This window comes from Herbidospora sp. RD11066 (assembly GCF_054661255.1).
In genome coordinates this window covers 30555-45719 of record NZ_BAAGDO010000019.1, presented here as the reverse complement: position 1 = coordinate 45719, position 15165 = coordinate 30555, and the positions used below count along the sequence as shown (strand labels likewise).

17 protein-coding genes are annotated in these 15165 nt (G+C 66.3%); 5 read left to right on the top strand and 12 right to left on the bottom strand.

The window, feature by feature from the left end:
- The first annotated feature begins 254 nt into the window (after nucleotides 1–254).
- Nucleotides 255–815, top strand: coding sequence for a hypothetical protein (locus ACYQ78_RS39135; protein ID WP_459806063.1), 561 nt, complete (start codon nucleotides 255–257; stop codon nucleotides 813–815).
- A gap of 841 nt (nucleotides 816–1656) precedes the next feature.
- Here the strand turns inward: ACYQ78_RS39135 and ACYQ78_RS39130 are convergent.
- The 6 genes from ACYQ78_RS39130 to ACYQ78_RS39105 all read right to left on the bottom strand — a co-directional run bounded on the left by ACYQ78_RS39130 (nucleotide 1657) and on the right by ACYQ78_RS39105 (nucleotide 3889).
- Nucleotides 1657–1962 (bottom strand): HAD family hydrolase, encoded by a 306-nt coding sequence (locus tag ACYQ78_RS39130; protein WP_459806062.1) that lies wholly within the window; start codon nucleotides 1960–1962, stop codon nucleotides 1657–1659.
- A 19-nt stretch (nucleotides 1963–1981) separates the two neighbouring features.
- On the bottom strand, nucleotides 1982–2200 hold the full coding sequence (locus ACYQ78_RS39125) for a hypothetical protein (protein WP_459806061.1): 219 nt from the start codon (nucleotides 2198–2200) through the stop codon (nucleotides 1982–1984).
- The gene (locus tag ACYQ78_RS39120; protein ID WP_459806060.1) at nucleotides 2188–2385 is read right to left on the bottom strand and encodes a hypothetical protein; all 198 of its coding nucleotides are present in this window, start codon (nucleotides 2383–2385) and stop codon (nucleotides 2188–2190) included. Before ACYQ78_RS39120 ends, ACYQ78_RS39125 begins: the two co-directional genes overlap by 13 nt.
- A 238-nt stretch (nucleotides 2386–2623) precedes the next feature.
- Nucleotides 2624–2983: a hypothetical protein gene (locus ACYQ78_RS39115; protein WP_459806059.1), complete on the bottom strand. Its 360-nt coding sequence runs from the start codon at nucleotides 2981–2983 to the stop codon at nucleotides 2624–2626.
- A 79-nt stretch (nucleotides 2984–3062) separates the two neighbouring features.
- Complete coding sequence (locus ACYQ78_RS39110; protein ID WP_459806058.1) at nucleotides 3063–3440, bottom strand: hypothetical protein; 378 nt, start codon at nucleotides 3438–3440, stop codon at nucleotides 3063–3065.
- Nucleotides 3437–3889 carry an ATP-binding protein gene (locus ACYQ78_RS39105; RefSeq protein ID WP_459806057.1) on the bottom strand — a complete coding sequence of 151 codons (453 nt, stop codon included), beginning with the start codon at nucleotides 3887–3889 and terminating at the stop codon, nucleotides 3437–3439. Before ACYQ78_RS39105 ends, ACYQ78_RS39110 begins: the two co-directional genes overlap by 4 nt.
- Nucleotides 3890–4246: 357 nt before the next feature.
- Here ACYQ78_RS39105 and ACYQ78_RS39100 point away from each other — a divergent pair, with 357 nt between their 5' ends.
- Nucleotides 4247–5470: a helix-turn-helix domain-containing protein gene (locus ACYQ78_RS39100; protein WP_459806056.1), complete on the top strand. Its 1224-nt coding sequence runs from the start codon at nucleotides 4247–4249 to the stop codon at nucleotides 5468–5470.
- An 11-nt stretch (nucleotides 5471–5481) separates the two neighbouring features.
- A complete protein-coding gene (locus tag ACYQ78_RS39095) occupies nucleotides 5482–6102 on the top strand; it encodes a 2'-5' RNA ligase family protein (RefSeq protein WP_459806055.1) in 621 nt (206 codons plus the stop codon).
- A gap of 862 nt (nucleotides 6103–6964) precedes the next feature.
- On the opposite strand, the gene ACYQ78_RS39090 is transcribed toward ACYQ78_RS39095, so the two are convergent.
- From ACYQ78_RS39090 to ACYQ78_RS39080, 3 genes are read right to left on the bottom strand one after another with little or no spacing between them, the layout of a single operon-like run.
- Complete coding sequence (locus tag ACYQ78_RS39090) at nucleotides 6965–8704, bottom strand: proline--tRNA ligase (RefSeq protein WP_459806054.1); 1740 nt, start codon at nucleotides 8702–8704, stop codon at nucleotides 6965–6967.
- Nucleotides 8705–8751: 47 nt separating this feature from the next.
- Entirely contained in the window at nucleotides 8752–9408 is a 657-nt protein-coding gene (locus ACYQ78_RS39085) for a hypothetical protein (RefSeq protein ID WP_459806053.1), read from the bottom strand.
- Nucleotides 9409–9467: 59 nt separating this feature from the next.
- Nucleotides 9468–9890, bottom strand: a complete 423-nt coding sequence (locus ACYQ78_RS39080) for a hypothetical protein (RefSeq protein ID WP_459806052.1) — start codon at nucleotides 9888–9890, stop codon at nucleotides 9468–9470.
- Between the two features lie 160 nt (nucleotides 9891–10050).
- Here ACYQ78_RS39080 and ACYQ78_RS39075 point away from each other — a divergent pair, with 160 nt between their 5' ends.
- Both ACYQ78_RS39075 and ACYQ78_RS39070 read left to right on the top strand, forming a co-directional pair.
- Nucleotides 10051–11388, top strand: a complete 1338-nt coding sequence (locus ACYQ78_RS39075; RefSeq protein WP_459806051.1) for an FAD-dependent oxidoreductase — start codon at nucleotides 10051–10053, stop codon at nucleotides 11386–11388.
- 9 nt (nucleotides 11389–11397) lie between these two features.
- Nucleotides 11398–12513, top strand: coding sequence for a DUF6986 family protein (locus tag ACYQ78_RS39070; protein WP_459806050.1), 1116 nt, complete (start codon nucleotides 11398–11400; stop codon nucleotides 12511–12513).
- On the opposite strand, the gene ACYQ78_RS39065 is transcribed toward ACYQ78_RS39070, so the two are convergent.
- The 3 genes from ACYQ78_RS39065 to ACYQ78_RS39055 form a co-directional block, all read right to left on the bottom strand.
- Nucleotides 12510–13187: a copper homeostasis protein CutC gene (locus ACYQ78_RS39065; RefSeq protein WP_459806049.1), complete on the bottom strand. Its 678-nt coding sequence runs from the start codon at nucleotides 13185–13187 to the stop codon at nucleotides 12510–12512. The genes ACYQ78_RS39070 and ACYQ78_RS39065 overlap by 4 nt on opposite strands.
- 32 nt (nucleotides 13188–13219) lie before the next feature.
- Entirely contained in the window at nucleotides 13220–13816 is a 597-nt protein-coding gene (locus ACYQ78_RS39060) for a GNAT family N-acetyltransferase (protein WP_459806048.1), read from the bottom strand.
- A gap of 274 nt (nucleotides 13817–14090) precedes the next feature.
- A complete protein-coding gene (locus ACYQ78_RS39055) occupies nucleotides 14091–14846 on the bottom strand; it encodes a GntR family transcriptional regulator (RefSeq protein ID WP_459806047.1) in 756 nt (251 codons plus the stop codon).
- Nucleotides 14847–15165: the final 319 nt, after the last annotated feature.

The following is a 15165-nucleotide window of genomic DNA, read 5'->3' as shown; positions in this document are numbered from 1 at the left end:
TGCCGAATTGTTCTTATAGATGTCAAGGCGCGGCCTGACGGCCGCGCGGGCGGCAGAACGCCGCCCTCCCCTCGCCGGGCATGCGGCCTCCGGCCGGTCCCAGCGAGGAGCGGCAAGCCGCCCATGGCAGAGGATCAGGCACACAGTCACTATCAGATTTAGGGCATATCCGAAACGCCCAAAAATTCCGATCTCCCGCGCCAGGCGACTTTCACGTCTAGACTTGCTTCGATGTAGTCAGGAGGCGCTTTATCGTGTGGCGACGATATCGGGACTGGATATCTAAAATAATGGGAATCGGTCGCCAGAGCCGCGCGCCGATCCCATCCCATTTATTTTTAGAAGACAAGGGCAGAAAGAGGGCGATGGAGGTGATTATTCAATACGAGGAAAGAGTCCGCGCCCTTCTGGAGCAGCTCGATAGAATCGAGCACCAAATCGAAGCCGGTCCACCTCAGGTCGGCGAAGCATTGATAGCTCAAGCCAGTGAGCTTGAGAGGCAAATAAGAGTTTATAGAGATTACTACTGGGAAATTCCAGGAATATTTCCCCCCGAATCGCATGTCGGCCACAACGAACCGGACCGTCGATTGTTTACCAGGAGCATCGAAGATGCGATGCGCCACTCCGCCGATGATGCTCCCGCCCCAATAAATCTCACGGACGTTGGCGACAACGCTGATTCCGTCGCCGCCACCTCTGTTATCGCATCAGGTTTGGATCATCTATTCCAAAGGCTAGGCCCCCCGCCAGATGAAATCCGCTTCGAAGGAGATCCCGTTCCCGTCGCTGGTGATGGGGGGACAGCGCGATGACCTTACCTAAGCGAGATATGCCTCAGACCAGCCTTGAGATCGCTCTTGAGTGGAGCAAGCTACCCCCAAGGCATCTAGAAGTGGCCCTGAAAGCTCTGAATCCACAACTAGAGCGCGAGCATCAACTCCGCCTATTACAGCTTCAACTCGAAGCGCAAGAGAAGAAGGAATCACGCAAACACGCTATGCATATGGTGAGCATAGGGGTCGGCTGCCTAGTAGCTCTTGCAATGCTGGGCGCAGCTGTAGTGCTTGGGATCAATGACCAGCCGTGGTTGGCCGCAATTCTTGCGGGCCCTAGCGTGCTAGCGTTGGTTAAGGTCTTCGTACTACGCCGCACTGATCCGGTAGATATGGAGAAACTCTTTCGGAGCCAACGCGCAGTTCTCAGTGCGATGCCTCAGCAGGCTACTCCTGCTCCCGCACCCGCAGAACCCGGCCAGCCCGCCGCGCCCTAATGTTTCCTTCCCGGACGTCCCAGCGGGAGGGGCAAGGCGCGCTCCTCCTGCTAGAAATCGGCACCTTTACGTCACAATGACCAGGGCAGTTGAGGTTGCCGAACGCTTCCGCTGTCTGGCTAAACCCGTCGGGATCTACCGTCTTCCGTACCACCTTGATTGCCTCCTGCGGGCCCGTGGCAGCGCCGGCCGAACTCGCTCAACGCTCGCCCCTACGGGGTGACCTGCGGTCATTCCGCCGGCCCCGCCACTCCCAGCAAGCTCCAGGCCCGAACCACCATCGCCCGATACACAGCGCCCACATCGCAGCCACAGTTCGTCTGCGCGTCCCTGGCCCTGTCATCCACACCGGCCCAAGCGCGAACACCACACCCCCGCCAGCCCTACCCGCAGACCAGCGCATCCTCGATCAGGTCACCCAACCCCGCGATCACCCACGCGCCGTACGGCGAGACCTCTTCCGGCTCCAGCCCGAACGGGCGGATCAGCGCCGCATACATCCCGCGCAGAATCGGCCCCCGGCAATCCGCGAGCATGCTCGACCCCACCCACACGACCCGGACCGGGCTACACCGCACTGCCGCCGCGACCATCCCGTAAAAGACGTCCTCCGGCTTCCCCACCCCGACCTGACCCGACTGCACGACCACCGCGAACAGGTCCTCAACTCCCGCCGCCCGTAATGCCAACCGCTGATCACACCCCGGCTCACTGTCGTGAGGCCAGCACCAGCCGCACCCGCGCCGCATGCAGAACACGCAACACCTCTGCCTGCTCCGCCTCCACCGGCCGCACCCCCAGCGCCGGATCGACCCGAGTACCACCACCGCTCAACGCGGCATAGTCGAGCACCACACAGCCGACGCCCTCCAGCCAGTTGGCCAGCCGCACCCGCCCACCATCGCCGCGCGGCTCTACCTCCTCCACTCCAACGCCTCCTCTTCTCTCAACCGCGTGCCCAGGTCCTCCAGCGTGTTGCCACACCGGACGTTGGACAGCCCACGGTCCAGGGCCTCTTGCCGAACGAGCTGACGACGAACCGCCGTCCACCCCTCCACGTTGCTGCCGGTGATGTCCCAGCGTCGCCCGTACTTCTCCGCCAGCTCCGCCATCGTCACCACACGACGACCACCATCTGTCATGGCGGGAACCTCCTCCTGTGATCCGCACACACAGCGAAGGCGGGGTGAGGAGCGCCCGGACGCGCTACAACCCACCCCGCCCCCAACCGCCGAACCGATCGCGCATACGGGGGAAGTACGCGATAGGCCCGCCACCTCGGGTCCGCACCCAGTACCCGGAAGGAGAGCCCACCGGCCCGGCGGCCGTCTCAGCCAGCCCCGAGGACCCTCATTTCTCACCGCCGTACAACCGCTGCCGCCAGTAGTCCAACTCCGCTTGGAAGTCCGCCCACTCCTGCGACCAGCGCAGCGCCGTCAACGACGTCGGTCCGTATCCCGGCACCAGTTCCGCCGCCTCAAAGACATCCGAGGCCACCCCGACCGCGCCAGAGAACGCCCCCACGACGTACAGCCCACTCCGAGCGCCGTACATCGCCCACGCGCCAATCTCCCCATCCGAAGACCGGCGAATATGCGCCACCCCCGGAGCGCCGCCGTCGCCCAGGACATAGGTCCCGCGCTCTGCCAGCAAGTCCGCCAGCGCTCCGATCCCTGCCCGCGCCGCCGCACCGTCGATCCACTCAAGCACCTGCTCGACGTCATCCGCCGCGCGGACGGCCGCCGCCCGCAGCGACCTGCTCGACAGGCGAAGAGGCCCCCGCAGCGCCCTACTCAGCGACATCGCCAGCCCCGGGTTCCGCCGACGTACCGGCCAGAAGCGCCGAGACACCGGAGGCCGCCACGATCCTGGCCGCCGCATGTCTGGCATCCATCACCGGCACCACCCGCGAGGCATCCGAACCCGGTCCCAGGAGCTGGAGCATGTACGCCCCGCTACGCGGCCCCATGTAGACCCGGGCCGCCTCCCGCCGATCCCCGGTGAGCACCAGCAAGCCCGGAGTCCCGTTCCGCGCGGCAGCCGTCTCGCACATGTCCGGGATGAAGACCGTGGAGAAATCCCGCGCGTGAAGCAGCTGTCCCAGCGCCCGCAAGTCCGCCGCGTCATCCGGCCCGCCCGCGACCGTGACCTCTCCCGACGCGCTCACAGCTCGGCTCCGATGGTCGCGTATACGACTTTGCCGCCCGTCACCGGACGCCGGTAACCCCAGAGGCTCGCCGACAGCATGTGCACCAGGAGCAGGCCCCGCCCGCTCTCGGAGTCGTCATCTGCCTCCACCAGCCGGGGAGGTTCGGGCGAGCAGTCCCACACCTCTGTGACCACCCGATTGAACATGGGGTAGACGCTCAGACCGATCACCGGCACCGGCGAGCCGCCCCACATCTCCAGGTGCGCGCAGCCCGCCGCCGTCGCCTTGACCGCGTTGGACACCAGCTCACTCGCAACGAGCTGCGCCGTGTCCAGCAGGTCAGGACGCCCGTACATCGCCATCCGAACCTGAACGTACGCCCGCGCCGAAGACGCCGACTCCGGTAGCGCCCGCAAGCGGTAGAACCGCCCCGCTACAGCGCCGAGGGATCCGGTAGCCCCGAACATCTCCCCAATCGCCGGTCCAACGCCCGGTAAGGAGATGCCTTCTAGATCATCTCGCCGAACCCGTGTTGTAGCCCTATCGTGTGCCATGGATCAGGACGACCCTCCTGGTCAAGGGTTCGGCTGGTCGTTCGCAGCGCCAGCCGGACCCGCTACTTGTTGGCGTTCACCAGGCCATAAGGCCGTGGACGCTTCCCCGCATTTCTGGCGATGAGGACAATCCGCCGCTTCCTTCAGATCTGCCAGCAAGCATGTCTAGACTCGGAAGTGAGTTTCTACATGCGGCCTGTTCGCAGCTGTTCGCACCCGCGTTCGCGCCCATGCGAACGCATCACCGACCCGAGATCAGGAGACCCCGACTTGGAGACATTCGGTGCAGCATTACAGCGCCTACGCGGAAAGGTCTCGCTTCGTAGACTCGCGACTCTCGCCAATGTCTCCTACGGCCATATCGCGGACCTTCAATCAGGGCGACGTGCGCCCAGTGCTCAAGTAGCAGCATCACTCGATAAGGCGTTGAATGCCGGAGGGCAGCTAGTCGCCCTGCAAAAATTATCTGCGGAAGGCACCTTCAAAGCGATACAGCAGCAGGACCTCTATGGCCGAGATCTCCATGCCGAAATATCGGCGGGTCAGGACATCACATCGTTCGCCGCATGGATTGAGCAAACGAACGTCGGCAGTTCAACCATTTCGATGCTCGAACACACGGCGAACCTATTTGCAGAAGAGCACACCAAGGTGCCACCCGCCCAACTCCTGAAAGACGTCAACGGCCTGAACATGAAGATTCAGCGCCTACTGACGACAGGAAAGCAGCGTCCGAGAGAAGTTCGCGAGCTGCTGAGAATCGAAGCGCAAGTCCTGGCACAATCGTGTATTCTATTGGGCGATCTCCATGACAACCGCTCCGCAATCGTTCACGGAATCACGGCCGCCTTGTGTGCTGAAGAAGCCGGGATAAGCGTTGCGGCAAGTTTGAGCGCGCAGGCCAAAACCGAGAGATGGCGTGGCAACTATCTTGCATCCGCCGATATCGCGCGACGCGGGTACGAATGCAGCCCAGCCACACCTCTGCGAATCCTGCTGGCATGCCAGGAGGCGAACGCAGCCGGAATCATCAGCGATGCGGAACGAGCCCGCGATGCGTTGCAGCGAGCAGACGATGCGGCCGAAAGGATCGAACAAGACTCCGGCCTGTATCCCTGGTCGTGCCCTCGACCGCGCCAAGCTCTATTCGAGTTGGCCGTCGCCCTCCAGTTGGGCGAAGCCAGATCGGCGATCAAGGCAGCCACGAAAGCCGAGGAGGCATGGGCGTCGGGAGCTCCCTTCGCCCAGCCGACATGGGCACAGATCCGCCTCGGAGCGGCGAACGCTTTCGTGATGATGGGCGACCTGGCCGCAGCAGCGGAACAGATCACCCCCGTCATGGAAATCGAACCCGAGATGCGCATAGCGACCGTTACCAACTATCTCGTTGAGTTGAAAGAACGCCTAAAGGCCCGCAAGTATCAGAACTCGGAAATCGCGACAACTCTGACAAGGCAGATCGAGGACTTCAACTCCCGCGCCTTGTCCGCTTAGGAGAGAGCAGCATGAGCCCTTTGCCGGAGTACATGGTCAACCGCTGGGCGCGCCGGAAAACCTATGCGGCAGGTAAAGGGCAGTTATATTGGCATATGCTCCTAAGCGGAAATGCCCAGATCGACAAGTTGATCAGCGAAGCTCATCAACGGATCTCAGGAATCTCCGGGCTCGATCTGACGCCGCATAAGTATGTGCACCTGACTTTGCTCTTCTGTGGCCCGGCAGATGAGTTCACCGTTGAGCAGACTCAGGTCATGGCATCCCACGCGACAAACGCTCTTGGGGCAATAGCGCCGATCACTTTGGCGTTCGAGCGAGTTCTGTATCACCCTGAAGCGATTGCGGTCGAGGCGCGACCCGCGAGCCAGCTTGAACCCATTATTGCAGCGCTTCAAGAGGTGACATTCTCCGCCGCCGGAAGGCGTGGTGTTATGGCACAGCCCTGGGTTCCTCATGTAACGGTTGCCTACAGTGCGGCAGACGGGCCAGCAGCTCCCATTATCGATGCTCTGGGGAAAAGCCTTCCCGAAACTGTTGCGACCGTAGGGAACGTCAGTCTCGTCTTCCAAGAAGGATCGGAAGATGCGTGGAACTGGCATGAGCTCGCTTCTATCCAGCTAGGGCGCTAGTCATCGGCGGCTCTGCACCCGCCGCCGGATTGTCCGGGTCAGCCGGAACCCGTCAAGGACGGCCGTGCATGTAGGGCAACCAGCGTGCGAGGGAGGTCACGGGGCAATGGAGCACGCGGGGCCATCCTTGAACTGGAGAGTTTCAGGACGTACCCGAGGTTCGGGAACTGCTTCAGGAACGGCTGGCCTGACCGTCGTCGGCCCTTGCAAAAGGCATAGACAGGAAGGCTGAAGCATCACGGGAGAGCGAACATTCGCCCCCGTTGACAGTTCCTCTTTCTTATCAACCGTGCCCGGTTGGATCTCACCGCGTCAGCGACCACCGTTCCGCTTCGCTCCACATCCCAACCGGTCTCCCTGCCCCGCTGCCCAATTGTCCGGGGGCGCGGACGCGACCCTCAAGGGCTGCCGTGCACGACGCGCACTCAGCGCGAGTGGAAGAGGACGGGGCAATGCCACGAGGGGCAGCCCTTGACCGCCGCCGCCGCGCACAGTCCCCGGACCCTGGCAGCTATCCGGGAGCCGGGAGATGAGCGACCAGGCCGCCACGCGAAGGGTCGCGCCAGAGCTCGCCTCAAACCACAAACCGCGCGTGAGGGCAGACCTCCGCGCGCCCGGCTCAGAGCCTTGCAGTTCGACACCGGAGATAGCCAGCTTCAACGGCCCGGGGGTGGCACACAGGCCGAAAGTCCGGGAGCATCTGGATGAATCTTTCTCCGGATCACGCCCGGACCCGCAGACACCACACGAGGTCACGTTTTGGTCACGCTTCAGCATGGCCTATAAGACCAGGTCAGAAGGGGTGAATCTAGGTCACTCTACGAAGGTGCGTTTGTCCAGGCACGGACGCGGCCCCGCCTGTCTAGGCGCAGGCCTCGATGACCTTCTCGACGGCCTCCGACAGCGGGATCTCCGCGCGTTCGCCCGTGGCTCGGTCGCGGAGTTCGACCACGCCGCCGGCCACTCCCCGGCCGACGATCAGGACCGTGGGGAGGCCGAGGAGTTCGCTGTCCTTGAACTTCACTCCCGGGGAGACCTGGGGGCGGTCGTCGAGGAGGACGCGGAGGCCGCGGGACTCCAGTTCTTCGGCGATCCTGGTCGCGATCTCGATCTGGTTCTCCTTGCCGGTGCCGACGATGTGGACGTCGGCGGGGGCCACCTCGCGGGGCCAGGCCAGGCCCATGGAGTCGTGGCGCTGTTCGGCGATCACGGCGACCGCGCGGGACACGCCCACGCCGTAGGAGCCCATCGTGATGCGGACCGGCTTGCCGTCGGGGCCGAGGGCGTCGAGGCCCGCCGCGTCGGCGTATTTGCGGCCGAGCTGGAAGATGTGGCCGATCTCGATGCCGCGGTCGATCGACAGGTCGTTGCCGCAGACGGGGCAGGAGTCGCCCGCGCGGATCTCGGCGGCCTCGATCGTGCCGTCGGCGACGAAGTCGCGGCCGGCGACCACGTGGGCGGCGTGCTTGCCGGGCTCGTTGGCGCCGGTCACCCACTCGCTGCCGTCGACCACGCGGGGGTCGACGAGGTAGCGGATGCCGAGCTCCTTGAGGACCTGCGGGCCGATGTAGCCGCGGACGAGACCGGGGTGTTTCGCGAAGTCGCCGGCCTCGAAGATGGCCGGTTCGCCGGGGGCCAGCGCGGCCTCCAGGCGCTTGAAGTCGACCTCGCGGTCGCCGGGGACGCCGATGACCAGGGTCTCGGCCTCCTTGGCGCCGGGGGTGACCACCTTGACGACGACGTTCTTGAGGGTGTCGGCGCCGGTGATCTGGAGACCGTGGTGCTCGTTCATGTAGGCGACGAGCGTGTCGATCGTGGGGGTGCCGGGGGTGTCGAGGACGACCATGGCCTCGCGCTCACCCGTGAACGCGGCGGGCGCGGGGGTGGTGACGGCCTCGGCGTTGGCGGCGTAGCCGCAGCTGCGGCAGGCCACGAACGTGTCTTCTCCGGTGGGCGCGGGGGCGAGGAACTCCTCGGAGGCCGAGCCGCCCATGGCGCCGGAGGTCGCGAAGCAGATCTTCACGTCGATGTTGAGCCGCTCGAAGATCCGGATGTAGGCCGCGCGGTGGTTCTCGTAGCTGCGCTTGAGGCCCTCGTCGTCGAGGTCGAAGGAGTAGGAGTCCTTCATGACGAACTCGCGGCCGCGCAGGATGCCGGCGCGGGGACGCGCCTCGTCGCGGTATTTGGTCTGGATCTGGTAGAGCGTGACGGGATAGTCCTTGTAGGAGGAGTATTCGCCCTTCACCATGTCGGTGAACATCTCCTCGTGGGTGGGACCGAGGAGGTAGTCGTTGCCCTTGCGGTCTTTCAGCCGGAACAGCGTGTCGCCGTATTCGGTCCAGCGGCCGGTGGCCTCGTAGAAGTCGCGGGGCAGCAGGGCGGGGAAGAGCACCTCCTGGCCGCCCATGGCGTTCATCTCCTCGCGGACGACCCGGGCGACGTTCTCCAGGACGATCTTGCCCAGGGGCAGCCATGAGTAGATGCCGGGGGCCACGCGGCGGACGTAACCGGCCCTGACCAGGAGCTTGTGGCTCGGGACCTCGGCGTCTGCCGGATCCTCACGCAGGGTGCGCAGGAACAGGTTCGACATCCGCAGAAGCACGGCTACTCCTCGATAGGGCTGCTGTAGTCGTAAAAGGCTATCGAGAATTACAGCGTCTGTAGCACCAACCCGTACCCGGCGCTGTAGGCGAGTCCGATCACGGCGCCGTATATGCGGTCGGCGAGGCGGCGGCGGAACAGCACCAGGAAGCCCGCCCACAGGATCGCCGAGGCGCTGAGGGCGTAGGGCCACTCCTGGGTCAGGCCCAGCACCTCCTCGGCGGTGACCGACAGCAGCACCCCCGCGGTGAGGCCGTAGCAGAGGCCGCCGACGCGGTCGCACCGCGTCGCGCCGTACCCCAGTGGGCCCAGCAGGGTGATGATGGCCAGGCCCACGACCAGGCCGCCCGGCGCGGAGCCGAGCCCGGCGAAGGGCGCGTCGTGGTGGATGGCCGAGCCCGCGGTGATCTGGCCGACGAGCGCGCCGAACGCGGCCATGGAGCTGTTGAGCAGCGCCCACCGGTATCCATCGGCACCGGCGCCGACGATCACGGCCAGCACCATGATCATGTACGGATCGTAAACGGCCATGAACCAGAAGGGCACGCTGCCGGAAAGCCCGGCTCCGACGAAGCCCACGAGGGCGCCGCCGACCAGCGCCACCAGCAGATACCACTGGCTGCGCCGGTCGCGCCGGTCAAGTGCGATGAAGTCCTGTTCAGGTCCTACCGGGCTGTGCTTGCGACTACTGAAAGCCCAGACCATCGATTCCCCCGAGCGATGTCCGCCTACAGCACACTCAGTCTATAAGCGGACAAAAAGGATCACCCGCCCAGGAGCTCCTCCCACGGCTGACGCGACCCCGTACGGCGTGCCGGGTCGAGCGCCTCCGACAGGCGCCACACGCCCGGACGGTGCCGCATCCGCTCCAGCCCCAGCGGGTCTATGGCCCGCAGGTCGAAGCTGACGCCCATCACGTCGAGGCGGGCGCAGAGAGGCGTCACGGGGGCCAGCGGGCCGACCAGCGGGCCGGGGAATCCGGGCTCGCGGACCCGCTCGATGAGCAGGTCGGCGACCTCGGTGGCGAAGGGGCCCTCGCGCCACTCGATCTCCCAGCCGTCGGTACCGGGCCACCAGCCCAGGTCGCGGCAGGTCTCCATCATCTCGGGCTCGGTCGCGAAGGCGGCCATCACGCGGCCGAAGGCCTCGTAGCGCCGTGCGCCGATCTCGTCGCGGTGGAATCTCATGTCGGGGAGCGTTTCATCTCCCGTACCGTTCGCACCCGCATTTTCCCCGGTGCGTCGCCGCCGTTTCCCCGATCCGCCCACGAGGTCCAACTGTGATCGCGTAACAGATGTGGCGCAAGCCCCAATATCGCCCCGTATCGCACTGGCTACCGGGCGCCGGATGGGTAAAGAATCGGGGAACGGCTTTCCCGCAAGGAGGCATGTGGTGGCGTTGCGCGTCGCGGTGGTGGGGTCCGGCCCGGCCGGGATCTACACGGCAGAGGCTCTGACCAAGCAGGCTCCCGGTCCCGTGGAGGTCGACGTCCTGGAGCGCCTGCCCACGCCCTACGGGCTGGTGCGTTACGGGGTGGCGCCCGACCACACCTCGATCAAGTCGATCGCGACCTACCTGCGCCGGGTCCTGGAGGCCCCGGGGGTGCGGTTCCTCGGCGGGGTCGAGCTGGGTCTCGATCTCTCTGTCGACGACCTGCTGAGCTGCTACGACGCGGTGGTCTACTGCACCGGCGCGATGGTCGACCGGAAGATGGGCGTACCGGGAGAGGATCTTCCCGGGAGCGTGGCGGCCACCGACTTCGTGAACTGGTACTGCGGCCACCCCGACGCCCCCGACTTCACCCTCGACGCCGAAGACGTCGTGGTGATCGGGGTCGGCAACGTCGCGGTCGACGTGGTCCGGATCCTGGCCAAGTCGGCCGAGGAGCTGCGCTCGACCGACGTTCCCCACAACGTGCTGACCACGCTGGCCTCCTCGAAGGTCAAGCGGGTCCACATGGTCGGCCGCCGGGGCGCCCAGCACGCCAAGTTCACCCTCAAGGAGCTGCGCGAGCTCGGCGACCTGCTGCACGCCGACATCCTCACCTTCCCCGACGAGGTGACCTGCGAAGACCTGACCGAGCTGACCCGCCAGATCAGGGGCAACGTCGACGTCCTCCAGTCGTGGTCGACCCGGGAGCTCCAGAACCGGCCGCGCAGGCTGGAGGTCCGCTTCTGGCTGCGGCCCGTGGAGATCCTCGGGGTCTCCCACGTCGAGGGTGTACGTCTGGAGCGCACCCGCCTCGACGGCAGGCGCGTCGTGGGAACGGGCGAGTTCGAGACGATCCCGGCCGACATGGTGCTGCGCTCGGTGGGCTACCAGAGCGTGGCGCTGCCGAGCGTGCCGTTCTCCGAGGAGACCATGACCGTGCCCAACGTGGCCGGGAGGGTCCGCGACCGCGAGTTCGTGGCGGGGTGGCTGAAGCGCGGCCCGACCGGGGTGATCGGCACCAACAAGTCCGACGCCGCCGAGACCGTCCGCACCCTGCTGGCGACCGTGACCGAGAGCCCCCGGCCCCACCGGGTCGACGCCCTGCTCGCCGAGCGCGGGGTCCGGCCGATCACCTATCCCGACTGGCTCGCGATCGAGCAGGCCGAGGAGAAGCTGGCCCGCACCCTCGACCGGGGCGAGCGGGTCAAGCTGGTGGGGCGGGCGGCCATGCTGGAGGCCATCGGCCGGGGTTAAGGTCGCTGTGTGGAGATCAGCGTCGCGGGTTTCGAAAGTGTCCACCGAATCCAGCAGGCTCGTTTCCCCGTACGGGAGCTCGCCTGGCAGCCGGTCCACACCGTCTACGTTCCGGCGAATCTGCTGACGGCCTCGACGGTCGCCGACTGGGGCGCCGAAGCCACGGCACTGCTCGACATGTTCTCCCGGGAGGAGTTCGCCGACCTCTTCGGAGGCGACGTTTACGACCGGGTGGCCGCGACGCTGGCCCGTGAGCCCGTCCAGGACCTCCGGGTCGATTTCGAAGACGGTTACACGGGTGCCGACGAGGACGCCGACATGGTGCGGGCGGCCGAGGCGGTGGCGGCCATGGAGGTGCTCCCCCGGCGCTGGGGGCTGCGGATCAAGTCGTTCGCCGACGGCGACCCCGGGCGCTCGCTCAGGACCCTGGAGGGCTTCCTCACGACGGTAATCGACCGCAGGGGCGGGCTTCCCGAGGGGTTCGTGATCACTTTTCCCAAGGTGCTGATGGAGTCGTACCTGGGGATGTTCGCGCGGTCGCTGGCCGAGCTGGAACACGACCTGGGGCTGCCGCCGCTGAGTTTCGAGATGCAGGTGGAGGCGCCGCAGACCGTGCTGTTCCTCCAGCGGTCGCCCGATCTGGTGGCCAATCTGCGCGGGCGGCTGAAAGCGGCCCATTTCGGGGTCTTCGACTACACCGCCGCCTGCGGGCTGCCGCCCCACGAGCAGCGGCTCGACCACCCGGCCTGCGACCACGCCCGCCACGTCATGCAGACGGTCCTGCTGCCGGAAGGGGTGGAGCTGTCCGACGGATCTCTGGCCGCCGCACCCGCGTCGACGTCCAGGGAAGACGTGCTGGCTCTGTGGCGGCGCCATGCCGAGACGGTGCGCCACTCGCTGGCCCACGGTTTCTACCAGGGCTGGGACATGCACCCCTCACACCTGGTCAGCCGCTACGCCGTCGTCTACGCCTTCCATCTGGCGACCTACGACGCCTATCGCGCCCGGGTCGACGCCTGGAGGGGGAAACGGCAGGAGGGCGGCGTGCTCGACGAACCCGCCACCATCAAGACGCTCGTCGCGGCCCTGCGCCGGGCCGATCTGGCCCTGGGCCTGGAAAGTTAGGCGTCGAGGAGGGCACGCCAGCGGGCCACCCGGCGCGGGTCGACCGCCGACAGCCACGACTCGCGGGCCGCGCTGCCGATGTGGAAGGCCTTGATCCCGTAGTCGAGCAGCACGGGCACGTGGTCGAACGACAGACCGCCCCCGGCCATGATCAACGCGGCGTCGCCGGCCTCGGCGCGGGTGCGCAGCACCGGAAGACCGTCGCCCACCCCGCGCGGCGAACCCGAGGTCAGGATCGTGGCCAGGTTGGGCAGCAGCCGCACCGCCCGCCAGCCCGCCTGGACGTCGGCCGCGTGGTCGACCGCGCGGTGGAACGTCCAGGGCAGCGGAGCGGCCGCGTGGATCAGCGCCTCGGTGGCCACCAGGTCGACGGCGCCCTCGCCGGTGAGGAAGCCGAAGACGAACCCGGCGGCCCCGGCCTCGGACATCTCCCGCACCTGGGCGCGCAACCGGGCCAGTTCCTCGTCGTTGGCGGTGAAACCGGCCTCCAGCCGGACCATCACCATCTGCGGCAACGTGCACTTCTCGGCGATCGCCGCGACCGTCTCCGCCGGCGGGGTGAGCCCACCGGCGGACATGTCGGCGACGACCTCAAGGCGATCCGCGCCGCCCTCTTCAGCGGCCACGGCGTCGCGCACGTCGAGCGCGATGACTTCAAGCAATGGTCCGGTCATGGGGGAACAGTAGCGGGTCCCATCGCCCCACTTCAGCGGGACTGCAGCACCTTGTTCGGCGCCGTCAGGTCGCGCACCCTGACGTCGGTCCGGCCGCCCCTCAGTCCGGCCGGACGTTCGAATAAGGCGCCCGACGCGCGGTGCGGGAGGTCGACCGTCCGGACGTGGCGGAAGCGCTGGCCCAGGTAGTAGCCCTGGAGGCGGGGGTTCTCCTTGGAGCAGTCGAGCCGCACGTGCCGGCGCCCTGCCGCCAGGGCCCGCAGGCCCGCCCAGTCGAGCATGACCTCGCCGAGGCCCTGACCCGAGCGGGTGCGGTCCACGGCGAGCTTGTGGACGTAGAAAGCCGATTCCGGACGGTCGGCGGGTGTCCAGAACTCGGCGTCGGCGTGGTCGTCGAGGGCCATCACGGCGGCCGTTTCGTCACCGTCGGTCAGAACGTAGAGGACTCCTTCGTCGATGAGCGGGGAGATGCGCGCGGCGGGGAATCCGCCGACCGGCCACTGGCGAACGCCGAGGCCGTTGAGCCACCGGGCCGTCTCCGCGAGAAGAGTGAGCACGTCGGGCAGGTCGCCGTCGCCCGCTCGCCGGAGCACAAGTTCTGCGGAGAGGTTGAGGGTGTCAGAGCGCATGGGGGATCCCTTCGTTGCTGCGGGTTTACATGTGATTACTGAGAGTGACCAATTAGTGCCGCAGGGCGTCCGTCGCCCCTAAAGCGCGACCTGATTGGACGAAATGGGGAGCTAACTGCCCGTAATGAACGGCCCCGGGCGGGCCAGCGTGCAGGCCTGATACCTGCGGTGGCGGCGCTTCCAGCACAAAGCGGCGCCACCCCGGGCACGGCTCGGGGGGCGCTCGCGGCGCGACCACGGAAAAGGCGGTCCTAGACGGACGGCCCGAGTTCGGTCAATGGCGTTCCAGCTCGTACCTGATCAGATGCTTGTCGGCCGGGAGGACCGACACGGCGACCCGGACGGGTGCTTCGTCGGGGTCGTACCCAACACGGACGTATACGACAACTGGTGTACCGGGTTCGAGCTGTAGACGTGAGGATTCATCCGGAGTTGGCATACGTGCCGAAATGTCATCGACAAAACGCACCTGAGCGTGCCCGAGCTCCTCCAGGACCCGATTGGCCCCGCGGGTGATGTTCCCGGGGCGCACGATCTCGGAGTCGGCGACCAGCCGGAGGGGGTAGAAGGAGTCGTTGGTGTTGTACGGCTGCCCGTCCACGTAACGCAGGCGGCGGCGCACGACGGTGAGGGCGTCGTCCTCGGCCAGCGCGAGGCGCGTGGCGACGTCAGGGGGCGGCTGCACGATCTGCACTTCTATGTTCTGGTCGGCCACCCGCCCCTCGGAGGTGACGGCGTGCACGAACGCGTCGAAGCGCGGGAAGTCGCCGCCCAGGGGTAACAGCTCGTCCTGCGGACGCATGAGCAGGGGGCGGCGTTCGCGGACGAACGTGCCACGCCGGCGCATGCGGAGGATGAGGCCCTCGTTCTCCAGTTCACCCAGGGCGAGCCGGACCGTGTTCCGGCTGACCTGATGGCCGTCCATGAGCTCGGTCTCGGTGGGGATCTGATCACCCGGACGGAACTCGCCCGAGTAGATGGCGCGGCGAAGTTCGGCGGCCACCTGCTGGTAGAGCGACGATCGTGCCATCTTTCCTCAATCCACCCTTTTGTGCCAACAAATCTAGACGATCTCGGTCTAACTTGGAACAACCACTTGACCTGGCGGAGCGCGCGCCGCATTATCCAAACGTTGGTACAAATCCATCCAATGGGGGTGGGCCGGTGTTGGCGGTCCGAGCGGGTAGGCCCTACCTGCCCTGGCGCGATCCCTGCGAAGCAACGCGACTCCTGAGGTACGCGCTGCATCGCCAGGGCTTCACCCACACCTACCAGAGCAACGGAAATGGCATGTCCGTTCTGTCGGTATCGGCCGATTTGACCGTTTGGTGCAAACACGGGTCGTTCGT

What these genes read in the sequence shown, in the direction of transcription:
- ACYQ78_RS39095 (WP_459806055.1), top strand. Translation starts at nt 5,482, where the DNA reads ATGAGCCCTTTGCCGGAGTACATGGTCAACCGCTGGGCGCGCCGGAAA.
- ACYQ78_RS39105 (WP_459806057.1), bottom strand. Translation starts at nt 3,889, where the DNA reads ATGTTCGGGGCTACCGGATCCCTCGGCGCTGTAGCGGGGCGGTTCTAC.
- ACYQ78_RS39065 (WP_459806049.1), bottom strand. Translation starts at nt 13,187, where the DNA reads ATGACCGGACCATTGCTTGAAGTCATCGCGCTCGACGTGCGCGACGCC.
- ACYQ78_RS39085 (WP_459806053.1), bottom strand. Translation starts at nt 9,408, where the DNA reads ATGGTCTGGGCTTTCAGTAGTCGCAAGCACAGCCCGGTAGGACCTGAA.
- ACYQ78_RS39060 (WP_459806048.1), bottom strand. Translation starts at nt 13,816, where the DNA reads ATGCGCTCTGACACCCTCAACCTCTCCGCAGAACTTGTGCTCCGGCGA.
- ACYQ78_RS39055 (WP_459806047.1), bottom strand. Translation starts at nt 14,846, where the DNA reads ATGGCACGATCGTCGCTCTACCAGCAGGTGGCCGCCGAACTTCGCCGC.
- ACYQ78_RS39075 (WP_459806051.1), top strand. Translation starts at nt 10,051, where the DNA reads ATGGGTAAAGAATCGGGGAACGGCTTTCCCGCAAGGAGGCATGTGGTG.
- ACYQ78_RS39120 (WP_459806060.1), bottom strand. Translation starts at nt 2,385, where the DNA reads ATGGCGGAGCTGGCGGAGAAGTACGGGCGACGCTGGGACATCACCGGC.
- ACYQ78_RS39080 (WP_459806052.1), bottom strand. Translation starts at nt 9,890, where the DNA reads ATGAGATTCCACCGCGACGAGATCGGCGCACGGCGCTACGAGGCCTTC.